Below are 12,014 nucleotides of genomic sequence, written 5' to 3' on the forward strand. Positions count from 1 at the left end.
CCCGACACGGGGGGGCTGGGGCGTCTGGCTTCCTTTAAGACGATGTCCTTCAGCGCACCGTGTCCGCGATCTCGGCGGCGACGTCTTCCAACGACGAGCCGTCGGTGCTCAGGCCGGAACGCGCGGCAAGCACGGGGCTGACGGACCTCCAAGCGGCCGGTCATGGCCAAGGTCGAGCTCGCCCAGGGGATTGGCGGACTCGACGTCGACGGCGCGGCGTACCGTTTGCCAGGCACTGTCGGGATGTGGACGGCAGGCACCCTGATTGTCGAAATGATTGTGCGTGAGGCTCGAAGGTGAGCCAGCGAAAGGGGGCGGTACGTGGTGCGTGACCGGGGGAGTGAGCGTGGTTCACCATGACCAACAAGCCAAGGTGCGCGGGTCCAAATAGTGCCCCCGCTACAAGATGGAGTGGCCCTCACAGTGACTGTGAGGGCCACTCTTGTTTGTGCAACCGTTCGCCCTCGTCCCAGCCGATGCGCTGACGCAGGCCGGTGGCCAGCAGGGTCGAATCCTGCTTGCTTGCCGGAACGGCTTCTCCGAGTCCTTGGACGGCGGCTTCAGTCCCCCACCCGGCCGGTGTCGTAGGCCCACATCGCGATCTCGACCCTGTTGCGGGCGCCGATCTTGGCCAGGAGGCTCGCGACGTGGGTCTTGGCGGTCGTCTGGCCGATGAAGAGATCGGCGGCGATCTCGGCGTTCGTGCGGCCACGGGCGACCAGCGCCAGCACCTCCTCCTCGCGGTCGGTGAGCGGATCGATCGGTTGGGTGCGTCGTTTCGACGGTTCCCTGGCGGCCAAGGTGGACAGCAGCCGCCGGGTGATGTTCGGCGCGATCAGGGCATCTCCGACGGCGGCCGCATGCACGGCCTGGACGAGCAGCTCCGGCCCGGCGTCCTTGAGCAGAAAGCCTCGGGCGCCGGCACGAAGCGCGCCGTGGACGTACTCGTCGAGGTCGAAGGTCGTGATCACCACCACCGCCATCGGGTCCGGGACGCCCCGCCCGGCGAGGAGCTCGGTCACCTCGATGCCGTCGAGCCCGGGCATCCGGATGTCGACCAGGCACACGTCGGGGTGGAGCCGACGCGCCAGCTCGACCGCGGCGTGGCCGTCGGCGGCCTGACCGACGACCTCGATGCCAGGCTGCGCGTCAAGGATCATGGACAGGCCGGTACGCACCAGGTCTTGGTCGTCGGCCACCAGCACCCGCACCGTCATCGGCGTACCTCGGTCGGCAGCTCGGCGTCGACCGCCCACCCGCCCTCGGGCGCCGGCCCCGCGAGCAGCGTGCCTCCCAGCAGCTGCACCCGCTCGGTCATCCCCAGCAGCCCGAAGCCGTGGCTCGCCGGCCGCGCCGGGTCGATCTGGCCGTCGTCGGTCACACGCAGCCGCAGCCTTCCTCCACCCTCGACGACCCGGATCTCCACACGCGAGGCGTTGCGGGCGTGCCGCAGGGCGTTGGTCAGCGCCTCTTGCGCCACCCGGTAGACCGCCGCGTCGACCTGGAGCGGCAGTGCGTCCAGGTCACCCGGCACCTCCACGTCGACGACCGGCACCGGTTCGCGGCGGGCGAGGGACACCAGGTCGGCAATGCCGGGCTGGGGGGTGTACTCCGCCGGCGCTCCGTCGCGCAGCACCCGGACCATCGCCCGCATCTCCGCGAGCGTCCGCGACGCCTCCCCTTCGATGACCGCCAGCGCCTCGAGCCCCGCTTCGGGTCGCTGCCCGGCCATCGCCCGGCCCGCCTGTGCCTGCACCGCGATCGCCGAGACGTGGTGGGCCACCATGTCGTGCAGCTCGCGCGCGAGGCCGACCCGCTCCTGGCTGCGGATCTGGTCCAACGCCCGGCGCCAGCTCTCGGCGCGGTAACGGAACGCCGCTCCGCCCGCGGCCGCCGCCGCGGTGATGCCGAACCCGCCGATGACGTCGGACGGGCCGGTGTAGTCGGCGACCGTGCCGATGACCGCAGCGACCAGCACCACCGCCAGCCCGATCACGATCTCGCGCCCTGAGCCCCAGCGGACCAGCGCGTAGACGAGCACCAGGACGTAGATCATCGTGGTGAGGCCGATATGGGTGGGCCCGCCCGCCAGGGTCGCCAGCCCCAACACCATCGCGGTACCCCAGGCCACCACGACGCAGGCCAACGGCCGGGTACGCCGCCACAGCAGCACGGGCGCGAGCCCGACCGCCACGATCGTCGCGAACGGCCGCCAGGCGACGTCGTCCCGCAGGACTCCCTCGAGCAGCGCCGTCACCATCAACGCGCCGACCAGCACCCAGTCGCGCGACACCCGTGCGGGAGCGTCGGCTGCGCGCGGCTCGGCCCACAGCGAGCGCAGGGCGTTGGTGATCACACACCCAGCCTAGGGACCGCCGAGGCCTCGGGGACCGACCGAAAGAACGAGACCCCGCTCCTCCCAACGGCCGAGGAGGGTCGGGCCTCGACGCCGATGTGCGCACGCCGCGACGCGGCGAGGGTTGTCGCATGATCACCGTTGATTCACTGACCCGGAGGTACGCCGGCTTCACCGCCGTCGACAACGTCTCCTTCACCGCCCTGCCCGGTCGCGTCACCGGCTTCCTCGGCCCGAACGGCGCCGGCAAGTCCACCACGATGCGCGTCATGGTCGGCCTGACCGTCCCGACGTCCGGCACCGCGACCATCAACGGAGAACGGTTCGCCGACCTCCCCAACCCCGGTCTCGAGGTGGGCGTCCTGCTCGACGCCTCCGCGCAGCACGCCGGTCGCACGGGACGCGAGATCCTCACGATCGCCGCCGACACCATGGGCCTGCCCCGCACCCGGGTCGACGCGATGCTCGAGCTCGTCAGCCTGACCCCCACCGAGGCCAAGCGCCGGGTGCGCAACTACTTCCTCGGGATGCGTCAACGCCTCGGCATCGCCACCGCACTCCTCGGAGACCCCAAGGTGCTGATCCTCGACGAGCCCGCCAACGGGCTCGACCCCGCGGGGATCCGGTGGATGCGCGACCTGCTGACGGGCTTCGCCAGCCAGGGCGGCACCGTCCTGTTGTCCTCACACCTGCTCCACGAGATCGAGGTCATCGCCGACGACCTGGTCGTGATCGGGAACGGCAAGATCGTCGCGTCCGGCAGCAAGGAAGAGCTCCTCGCCGCGGCCGGGACGCTCGCCCGCTCGACGTCACCGCACGACCTCGCTCACGCACTCGAGCAGGCCGGGATCCCCAGCACGCTCGCCAGCGACGGCTCGGTCCGGACCGATGCCGACCCCGCTCGGGTCGGGGCCGTGGCCCTGACCGCCGGCATCGCCCTCACCGAGCTCCGGTCCGCCGAGGGCGCCGGCCTCGAAGACATGTTCTTGTCGCTCACTGCCGACACCCAACGCGAAGGAGTTGCGGAATGACCGCCACGATCACCTCTCCCGACACCATCGAGGCCGCGCCGGCCCGACGGACCGCCCGTCCCATCCCGACCACCCGGCTCGTCAAGATCGAGCTCCGCAAGATGTTCAACACCCGCTCGGGATTCTGGATGCTCGTCAGCATCGGCGTCCTGTCGCCCATCTCGGCCGGGTCGCTCCTCGTCTTCGGCCTCAACAGCGACGTCACCTACCAGAACTTCGTGAGGGCGAGCGGGTTCCCGATGTCGGTGATCTTGCCGATGATCGCGATCCTGGCCGTCACGGGTGAGTGGAGCCAGCGAAGTGGGCTCACGACGTTCACGCTGGTGCCGAGCCGCGGACACGTGATCGGCGCCAAGGCGATCGCGACCCTCCTGGTGGGCCTCGGTGCCGTCTCCGTCGCCTTTGCGGTTGGCGCCCTCGGCAACGTGGCCGGGTCAGCACTGGCAGGCGTCGACACGGTGTGGGACATCTCGTTGTCCATGGCACTCCAGATGGTGCTCTACAACCTGGCGGGCATGGCCTTCGGCTTCACACTCGGTGTCGTGCTGCGCAACTCCGCGGCCGCGATCGTGGGCTACTTCGTCGCTTCACTAGTCATGCCCGGCATTCTCGCGCTCCTGGCTCAGGTGCGTTCGTGGTTCGAGGACCTGCAGCCGTGGATCGACTGGCACTACACGCAGGTGGCGCTCCTCGATGGCGCCACGAACACTCTCAAGGAGTGGGCGATGCTCGGCTCGACCACGATGATCTGGATCGTCCTTCCCCTCGTCGTCGGGCTACTGTCCCTGCGCCGCTCCGAGGTCAAGTAGTCACACACACGCGCGGTATCCGGAGCCGTTCACCCGCCGCGTGTGCCCCACGACGCGCCAGAGCGCGTCGTCAGGCACACGCGCCGGCGACGGCTCGCTCGCGCGAGGAACCACCAAGAGTGGGGAAGTCCTCGGTCGGCGAAGTTCCCCCAATCCAGCGATGGGGGACCGACGGGCTTGCTGGGACGCTGCGACGATGAGGTCTGAGCCCGTGATGCGTCGTCGCCCGGTCGAGTCCGCCAAGCGGCTCTCGCTCCATCTCGCCGCCGCGGCCGCGCTGGCCGGGGCGACGATCGTGACGCCGCTGGTGATGCCACCCGCCTCCGCCGTCCAGGCGGAGTCCTTCTCGCTGGTCACGGTGACGGCGGACGGGAGCGGGCCGGCGCTGGGCCAGTTCAACCTCAACCCCGTCACCGTGAGCACCGACCTGCGCTACGTGTCGTTCCGCTCGGACTCGACGACGCTCGTTGCGGATGACACCAACGGCCAGGCCGACCTCTTCGTCCGGGACCGGGTCGCCGGCACCACCGTCCGCGCCAACATCACCGACACCGGCGCCGTGGACAACGGCGGCAGCTACATGCCGCGATTGAGCGCGGACGGCCGGCACGTCGCCTTCCTGTCCTACTCCGCGATGGTCGCCGCGGACACCAACACCAACACCAACATCTTCGGCTCGGTCGACCCCAACCGGAACGTGGACGCCTACATCCGCGACCTCGACACGGGGGTGACCGAGCAGGTCAGCGTGGGTCCGGCGGGGCAACAGGGGAACGGCTCGGCGGGCGGTGGTGTCGACACCTCCGCCGACGGGCAGCTGGTCGTGTTCGGCGGTGACGCCGGCAACTGGGGCGTCGACGCGAGCTACGGCGCGATCTGGCTGCGGGACCGGCAGGCGGGCACCACGACCCTCATCAAGGCGGGCAACCCGACGATCGGCAGCGTCGGCGGCGCCCGGATCAGCGACGACGGCTCGGTGGTCGCCTTCATCGCCAGCACCCCGCAGGGCCGCAACGCCCTCTATGCCTACGACCGCACGACCTCCCAGCTGGAGCGCATCGACGTCACGACCGATGGCAGTCCCGCGGCGGCGTACCACCTCAGCTCCTACGACCTGAGCGCCAACGGCAACGTGGTCGCGTTCTCCGCCGACGACTCACTGGTCGCCAACGACGTCAACGGGTCCAACTACGACGACGCCTACGTCCGCGACCGCGCGGCCGGCACCACCCGGCTCGTCAGCCTGAACACCGCAGGGGCGCAGGACCCCAGCCCGGTCGCCGACATCACCCTCAGCGCCGACGGCCGCTTCGTCGGCTACACGTCCTGGCACAACATCGGCACCCCCGGCTGGGACGCCGGCACCGACGTCTACGTGAAGGACGTGCGCTACGGCTCGTTGTGGCACGTCGGCGTCGACGGGTACGGCGTCAACGCCGCCGCGGGGGGAGCGCTCGGCGGGTCCGGCCTGGAGATCGTGGTCAACGCCGCAGGCAACTCCAGCCCCGACCTCACCGGCTCGCAGGAGCTCTACGTCGCCTCCCGGACCGCCGACACGCTGGCGCCGACCGTCTACGGCTCGCCGCGTCGCGGACCCGACGGCGCCGGCTGGTACTCCGCGCCGGTCACCATCGACTGGAGCGCCTACGACCCGTACCCCTCCTGGGGACCGGCGGCCACGCCCGCACCCACCACCGCCTCCACGGAGGGCGTGCACACCTACACGAGTGGACAGAGCTGCGACCTCGCGGGGAACTGCGCGACCGGTGACCTCGAGCTCTCGCTCGACCTGACCAAGCCGACGGTCGCCGTGAACCGGCCGGCGGACGGGGCCACCTTCGCCATCGGTGCCGCGGTCACCGCCGACTACTCCTGCGACGACGCCCTGTCCGGGCTCAGCACGTGCACGGGGACCGGGGCCAACGGTGGTTCCGTCGACACCAGCACCGTGGGGCAGCACACGTTCAGCGTGACCGGCACGGACGCCGCGGGGAACGAGCGCACGACGACCACGACGTACACGGTGACCGGCAACGCGCCGAGCGCGCCCGAGGGCGTCAGCGCCGCGGCGGGCGATGCGACGGCCACCGTCTCCTGGACCGTGCCGACCGACACCGGTGGCTCGGCGATCACGTCCTACACGGTCACCGCCTCGCCGGGCGGGGCGACCCGGACCGTCCCCAGCGCCACCACCAGCACCACGATGAGCGGCCTGGCTAACGGCACGCCCTACACCTTCCGGGTGGCGGCGACCAACGGCACCGGCACGGGAGCCCAGTCGCCGGCCTCCAACGCCGTGACGCCGCAGGCCGGCTCCGCGGCACCGCTCAGCGTCAGCGCGTACGTCGATCCCGCGACCGGCGGGCGGGTGACCACCGACCCCGGTGGCACCGGGCCGACCCCGACCTCGCCGCTGACGGCCAGCGTGACGGTGCCCTCGGGCAGCACCGGCGACACGGTGACCATCGCCCAGACCACCACGACCGAGACGGCCCCGGCGGCCTACTCCTTCCTCGGCCAGCAGGTGAACATCACCGCGCCCGTGGCGACGGCCGCCCGCCCGCTGGTGATCGCGTTCCGCATCGACCCGAGCCTGATGACCGGGCACACGTTCGCGGACTTCACCCTCAGCCGCGCGGAGGGGACCACCCCGTCCGCGGTCATCGCCGACTGCACCAGCCCAGGCGCGGGCATCGCCGCGCCGGACCCCTGCGTGGTGCGCAGCTTCGCCACCGACGGCTCGGGAGACCTGCTCCTCACGGCGTACACCTCGCACGCCTCGCGGTGGAACGTCGCGGCCCACGGGGACACGACGGCCCCGACGGTGACGGTGTCCTCGCCGGTGGCCGGCACGGCCTACGTCTACGGCCGGTCGGTCCCGGTGACCTTCAGCTGTGCCGACGAGACCGGGGGCAGCGGCCTGGCCTCCTGCACGGGCGTCATCGCCGCCGGTGGCACGACCCGCTCGGTGCCCCCGAGCGGTGGCACGGTCAACACGACCCTCGTCGGTGCCCAGACCCTCACCGTCACCGCCACCGACGTGGCGGGCAACCAGCGGCGCACGACGACGGCGTACACGGTGGTCTATCCCTTCGCGGGGTTCTTCTCGCCGGTCGCCTCGACCGGGACGACCGCGGCCAACGCCGGCTCGACCGCGCCGATGCCCTTCTCGCTCGGCGGCAACCGCGGCCTGTCGGTCCTGGCGTCCTCGTCCCCGGTGTCCTACCCCGTGAACTGCTCGACCGGGGCCCGCACCGGCGCCGACGTGGCGACGACGGGAACGCTGTCCTACGACGTGTCGTCGGGCCGCTACACCTACAAGTGGTCGACGGTGAAGACCTGGGGCGGCTCGTGCCGGACGTTCGTGCTCGGGCTCAAGGACGGCACCAGCCACCCGGCCACGTTCTCCTTCAAGAAGTGAGGTCCGGGAAGCCGCCTACGAGTCCAGGGACTGCGTCGACAGCCAGCCGCTGAAGGTCTCGGGTGCGCGTCGCTCCAGCTCGTCGAGATAGGCCTGACGCATGGACACGATCCGGGCGCGGGCCTCCACCGTGCCCGCGCTGCGCAGGACGGTCTCGGACTCGAACCACGCCTGCTTCAGCTCGCTCACGTCCCAGGCGCTGAGCAGCAGGTCGACTCCCGCCAGGCTGGTGGCCGAGGGCACGGGTGCAGGCAGCGGCCTAGCGTCGGGGGCGATCCGGGCGCCGAGCCGCGCGACGAGCGGGGGTGAGGTGACGGCGAGTGCCGCGAGCACCGCGACCCCCGATCCACGTCCGGCGGCGGCGCATCCGACCAAGACGACGGTGGCCCCGGCGAAGACGCCCGCGGTGGTCACCACCGGCCGTCGCAGCCCGCGGAGGAGCTGGCCGAGCGCCAGGCCGTACATCGCCCCGAAGCACGCCGTGATCGTCACGACCACCACGGATCGGACGAGTCCGAGAGTCAGCAGCGTGAGGATCCCGGAGAGGACCGCTGTGGTGGCAGCGGTCCACCTCCACACGCGACGGTAGGCCGTCAGAGCTGGGCCGCTCGCGGTCGGGGACGTCTGCATGGGGCCAGAGTCCGCTCGACCTCCGGCACTGAGACAGGGACTTCGGTCGTCGAGTCAGGGCCGGAAGGCCCCCGCTGTCGCTCGGGACGGCGTCAGGGCTCGAAGCGGTAGCCCATGCCGGGCTCGTTGAGCAGGTGGCGAGGGCGGGCAGGATCGGGCTCGAGCTTGCGGCGGAGCTGGGCCATGTAGAGGCGCAGGTTGCCCTGCGCGGTCTCGTAGCCCGGGCCCCAGACCTCGGTGAGCAGCTGGCGCTGGCTGAGCAGCTTGCCCGGGTGGCGGAGCAGCACCTCCAGCAGGTGCCACTCCGTGGGCGTCAGGCGTACGTCGCTCCCGTCCAGCGTCACGCGTCGCGCCGCGAGGTCGACCGTGGCCTCGCCGACCTGGACGACCGGCTGCTCGTCCTTGTCGCCCGCGCGGCGCGTCATGGCCCGGAGACGGGCGAGCAGCTCGTCCATCCCGAAGGGCTTGGTCACGTAGTCGTCCGCGCCGGCGTCGAGGGCCTCGACCTTGTCGATGCTGTCGGTGCGGCCGGACAGCACGAGGATCGGCACCTCGGTCCAGCCGCGGAGGCCGGCGATCACGTCGGTGCCGTCCATGTCGGGCAGGCCGAGGTCGAGGATGACCACGTCCGGCGGGTGGGCGGCGGCGGTCCGGAGCGCCTCCGCGCCGGTGGCTGCCTGGCACACCTCGTAGTGGCGGGCGCGCAGGTTGATGCTCAGGGCGCGGAGCAGCTGGGGCTCGTCGTCGACGACCAGGACGCGGGTCATCGCGTCGCCTCGTCCCGCTCGCGACGCCCCGGGGCTGCGGGCGCGACCTCGGTGGTGGCCGGCAGGGAGACGACCATGGTGAGGCCACCGCCGGGCGTCTCCTCCGGCTCGAGCGACCCGCCCATGGCCTCGGTCAGCCCGCGGGAGAGGGCCAGGCCGAGCCCGACGCCGGTGGTGTTGTCGGTGTCGCCGAGCCGCTGGAAGGGCAGGAAGACGCGGTCCCAGTCGCCGGGCGGGATCCCGGGCCCCCGGTCGATGACCCGCACCTCGACGCGATCGCCGAGACGGCTGCAGGTCAGGTGGGGCGGCGTCGCGGCGGGGGAGTAGCGCAGGGCGTTGGCGCCGAGGTTGGCCAGCACCCGCTCCAGCAGGCCGGGGTCGGCCTGGACGAGCGGCACGTCGTCGCCCGTGTCGATCACGATCCGCCGCCCGTCCGGGCCGAGGTCGTCGAGGGCCCGTGCGACGACCTCGTCGACGGCTGTCGGCTGCAGGTCGACCGACATAGCCCCGACCTGCAGGCGGCTCATGTCGAGCAGGTTGTCGACGAGCGCCGCGAGCCGGTCCAGCGAGGTGTCGGCGGCCTGGAGGAGCTCGTGGCGGTCGGTCCCGCTGAGGTCGATGTCCCGGCTGAGCAGCGTCGTGACGGCCGCCTTGGCCGCGGCGAGCGGCGTACGGAAGTCGTGGCCGACGGCAGCCAGCAACGCCGTCCGGACCTTGTTGGCCTCTGCGAGGGGAGCCGCCTCGGCGGCGGCCCGGGTGAGCCGGAGGTGGTCGAGCACGACCGCGGCCTGCGCCGCGAAGGCGCCGACCAGGCGCTGGTCCTCGGCCTCCAGCAGCCGCCCGCGGAGGGCCAGGACGAGGCGGTCGCCGGCGGGCACCTCGGTGTCCGCCTCGGACGGGCGGGAGACCGCGGATCCCGCGCTGGCAACCGGCGTCCAGCCGTCGTCGCCGCGCTCCAGCAGCGTGACCGAGGTGAGGGCGAAGGTCTCCCGGACGCGCTGCAGCATCTCGGTCAGGGCGTCCGGGCCGCCGAGCACGCTGCCGGCGAGGTTGGCGAGGGTGCGCGACTCGGCGGCCGCGCGGGCGGCCTGGCGGGTGCGCCGCGCCGCGACGTCGACGGTCGAGCTGACAAGGGCCGCGACGAGCACGAACACGAGGAGGGCGAGGGCGTTGTTGGTCTCGCCGATCGACAGCGTGTGCAGGGGCGGGGTGAAGAAGTAGTTGAGCAGCGCCGAGCCCGCGACGGCGGCGATCAGCGCCGGCGCCAGCCCGCCGACGAGCGACACGACGACGGTCGCCAGCAGGAAGAGCAGCACATCGCTGACGAGGTTGACCTGCCCGCGGAACGGCGTCAGCGACACCGCCAGCAGCGGTGGCAGCAGCACCGCGAGGACGAACCCGCGGACCCGCCGGCGGGTGCTGAGGCTGCCGCGGCCATGGGGCAGCGACAGGCCCTTGCCGGTGTGGGCGTGGGTGACGATGTGCACGTCGATGTCGCCGGAGGCGCGCACGGTGCGCGAGGCGGTGCCGGGGCTGACCAGCCGCGCCACCGCGGGCCGCCTGCTGTCACCCAGCACCAGCTGGGTTGCGTTCTCGGCGCGGGCGAAGGCGAGCAGCGCCTCGGGCACGTCATCGCCGAGCACCTGGTGGTAGGTGCCGCCGAGGGACTCCACCAGCAGCCGTTGCGCGGCGAGCGCACCCTGGCTGGCCCCGGAGAGCCCGTCGGAGCGGGCCACGTGGACGGCGAGGAGGTCGCCGCCGCTGGAGCGGGCGGCGACGCGGGCCGCGCGGCGTACGAGCGTCTCGCCCTCGGGCCCGCCGGTCAGGGCGACCACGACCCGCTCCCGGGCCTCCCAGGTGCCGGTGATGTCGTGCTGCTCGCGGTACTGCTGGAGGGCGTCGTCGACCCGGTCGGCCGTCCACAGCAGGGCCAGCTCGCGCAGGGCGTTGAGGTTGCCCGCCCGGAAGTAGTGGGACAGAGCGGCGTCGACCTGCTCGGGGGCGTAGACGTTGCCGTGCGCCAGGCGTCGCTGCAGGGCCTCCGCGGTCATGTCCTCGAGCTCGATCTGGTCGGCCGCGCGCACGACCGCGTCGGGGACGGTGTCCCGCTCGGGCACGCCGGTGATCTTCTCGACCACGTCGTTGACCGACTCCAGGTGCTGGATGTTGACGGTCGTGATGACGTCGATGCCGGCCGCCAGCAGCTCCTCGATGTCCTGCCATCGCTTGCCGTGGCGGGACCCCGGCGCGTTGGTGTGGGCGAGCTCGTCGACGAGCGCCACCCGCGGCCGCCGCGCGAGCACGGCGTCGACGTCCATCTCGGTGAGGGCGGTCCCGCGATGGTCGAGGGACCTGCGCGCGACCACCTCGAGTCCGTCGACCAGCTCCGCGGTGTGCCGTCGCCCGTGGGTCTCGACGTACCCGACGACCACGTCGGTGCCGCGCTGGGCCCGACGGTGCCCTTCGCCGAGCATCGCGTAGGTCTTGCCCACGCCCGGCGCCGCGCCGAGGTAGACCCTGAGCCTGCCGCGAGTACCCACGCATCCAGTCTGCCGTGCCGGACGCCTCATCGCGGGCAGCGCCGGGCGACGGCGGCGACCGCGGGGGTAACGAGCACGAAGACGGCGAGGCGCCGGAGGTCGTCGTGGGCCAGGGTCAGCTGGCCGAAGTCGTTCTCGACGAAGCCGGTGAACCACGCCCAGGCGATGACTCCCAGGCCCGCCGTCATGGTGGTCGAGAGGCCCACCGCGACCACCCCGGCGGCAGCGACGGCGACGACCTCCATCGCCGGCGCGTCGAGGCGCGCGACCGACGCCGTCAGGAGGGCCGCGACCAGGAGCCCGTTGGCGATGCCGAACCGCACGCCGGGCTCGGCCGTCATCCGCGACACCGACCGAACCGAGGTGGTCCGCGAAGAGGTGGTCACAGTGGTCATGGCTCCATGCAACGCCTTCACGGCCCCCGTCGGCGGACTGCTAACGGATCCCTAACGCCGAGGCC

General features: G+C 72.2%; 10 protein-coding genes. 4 read left to right on the forward strand and 6 right to left on the reverse strand.

The window, feature by feature from the left end; genetic code table 11:
- Positions 1 to 162 precede the first annotated feature (162 nt).
- Positions 163 to 300, forward strand: coding sequence for a hypothetical protein (locus EJF31_RS21690; RefSeq protein ID WP_185736096.1), 138 nt, complete (start codon positions 163 to 165; stop codon positions 298 to 300).
- A 260-nt stretch (positions 301 to 560) separates the two neighbouring features.
- Here the strand turns inward: EJF31_RS21690 and EJF31_RS01005 are convergent, their stop codons facing one another.
- Positions 561 to 1,217, reverse strand: coding sequence for a response regulator transcription factor (locus EJF31_RS01005; protein ID WP_125035249.1), 657 nt, complete (start codon positions 1,215 to 1,217; stop codon positions 561 to 563).
- Positions 1,214 to 2,356 (reverse strand): sensor histidine kinase, encoded by a 1,143-nt coding sequence (locus EJF31_RS01010; protein WP_125035250.1) that lies wholly within the window; start codon positions 2,354 to 2,356, stop codon positions 1,214 to 1,216. The genes EJF31_RS01005 and EJF31_RS01010 overlap by 4 nt, the downstream gene beginning before the upstream one ends.
- Before the next feature lie 131 nt (positions 2,357 to 2,487).
- Here EJF31_RS01010 and EJF31_RS01015 point away from each other — a divergent pair, with 131 nt between their 5' ends.
- The 3 genes from EJF31_RS01015 to EJF31_RS01025 all read left to right on the forward strand — a co-directional run bounded on the left by EJF31_RS01015 (position 2,488) and on the right by EJF31_RS01025 (position 7,617).
- Entirely contained in the window at positions 2,488 to 3,387 is a 900-nt protein-coding gene (locus EJF31_RS01015) for an ABC transporter ATP-binding protein (RefSeq protein ID WP_125035251.1), read from the forward strand.
- A complete protein-coding gene (locus EJF31_RS01020; RefSeq protein WP_125035252.1) occupies positions 3,384 to 4,196 on the forward strand; it encodes an ABC transporter permease subunit in 813 nt (270 codons plus the stop codon). Before EJF31_RS01015 ends, EJF31_RS01020 begins: the two co-directional genes overlap by 4 nt.
- Before the next feature lie 196 nt (positions 4,197 to 4,392).
- A complete protein-coding gene (locus tag EJF31_RS01025; protein WP_125035253.1) occupies positions 4,393 to 7,617 on the forward strand; it encodes a PxKF domain-containing protein in 3,225 nt (1,074 codons plus the stop codon).
- 15 nt (positions 7,618 to 7,632) lie between these two features.
- On the opposite strand, the gene EJF31_RS01030 is transcribed toward EJF31_RS01025, so the two are convergent.
- The 4 genes from EJF31_RS01030 to EJF31_RS01045 all read right to left on the reverse strand — a co-directional run bounded on the left by EJF31_RS01030 (position 7,633) and on the right by EJF31_RS01045 (position 11,949).
- Positions 7,633 to 8,247: a hypothetical protein gene (locus EJF31_RS01030; RefSeq protein WP_125035254.1), complete on the reverse strand. Its 615-nt coding sequence runs from the start codon at positions 8,245 to 8,247 to the stop codon at positions 7,633 to 7,635.
- 92 nt (positions 8,248 to 8,339) lie between these two features.
- On the reverse strand, positions 8,340 to 9,014 hold the full coding sequence (locus tag EJF31_RS01035) for a response regulator (RefSeq protein WP_125035255.1): 675 nt from the start codon (positions 9,012 to 9,014) through the stop codon (positions 8,340 to 8,342).
- Entirely contained in the window at positions 9,011 to 11,584 is a 2,574-nt protein-coding gene (locus EJF31_RS01040) for a sensor histidine kinase KdpD (RefSeq protein ID WP_125035256.1), read from the reverse strand. Before EJF31_RS01040 ends, EJF31_RS01035 begins: the two co-directional genes overlap by 4 nt.
- The gene (locus tag EJF31_RS01045) at positions 11,581 to 11,949 is read right to left on the reverse strand and encodes a hypothetical protein (RefSeq protein WP_125035257.1); all 369 of its coding nucleotides are present in this window, start codon (positions 11,947 to 11,949) and stop codon (positions 11,581 to 11,583) included. Before EJF31_RS01045 ends, EJF31_RS01040 begins: the two co-directional genes overlap by 4 nt.
- Positions 11,950 to 12,014: the final 65 nt, after the last annotated feature.

It is taken from the genome of Nocardioides sp. LS1 (genome assembly GCF_003865225.1).
In the GTDB taxonomy this organism is placed as follows: domain Bacteria; phylum Actinomycetota; class Actinomycetes; order Propionibacteriales; family Nocardioidaceae; genus Nocardioides; species Nocardioides ginsengisegetis.

Bases quoted from the DNA above. Each gene is read 5' to 3' on its own strand.
- EJF31_RS21690 (WP_185736096.1), top strand. From the start codon at position 163: ATGGCCAAGGTCGAGCTCGCCCAGGGGATTGGCGGACTCGACGTCGAC.
- EJF31_RS01005 (WP_125035249.1), bottom strand. From the start codon at position 1,217: ATGACGGTGCGGGTGCTGGTGGCCGACGACCAAGACCTGGTGCGTACC.
- EJF31_RS01015 (WP_125035251.1), top strand. From the start codon at position 2,488: ATGATCACCGTTGATTCACTGACCCGGAGGTACGCCGGCTTCACCGCC.
- EJF31_RS01020 (WP_125035252.1), top strand. From the start codon at position 3,384: ATGACCGCCACGATCACCTCTCCCGACACCATCGAGGCCGCGCCGGCC.
- EJF31_RS01025 (WP_125035253.1), top strand. From the start codon at position 4,393: ATGAGGTCTGAGCCCGTGATGCGTCGTCGCCCGGTCGAGTCCGCCAAG.
- EJF31_RS01030 (WP_125035254.1), bottom strand. From the start codon at position 8,247: ATGCAGACGTCCCCGACCGCGAGCGGCCCAGCTCTGACGGCCTACCGT.
- EJF31_RS01035 (WP_125035255.1), bottom strand. From the start codon at position 9,014: ATGACCCGCGTCCTGGTCGTCGACGACGAGCCCCAGCTGCTCCGCGCC.
- EJF31_RS01040 (WP_125035256.1), bottom strand. From the start codon at position 11,584: ATGAGGCGTCCGGCACGGCAGACTGGATGCGTGGGTACTCGCGGCAGG.
- EJF31_RS01045 (WP_125035257.1), bottom strand. From the start codon at position 11,949: ATGACCACTGTGACCACCTCTTCGCGGACCACCTCGGTTCGGTCGGTG.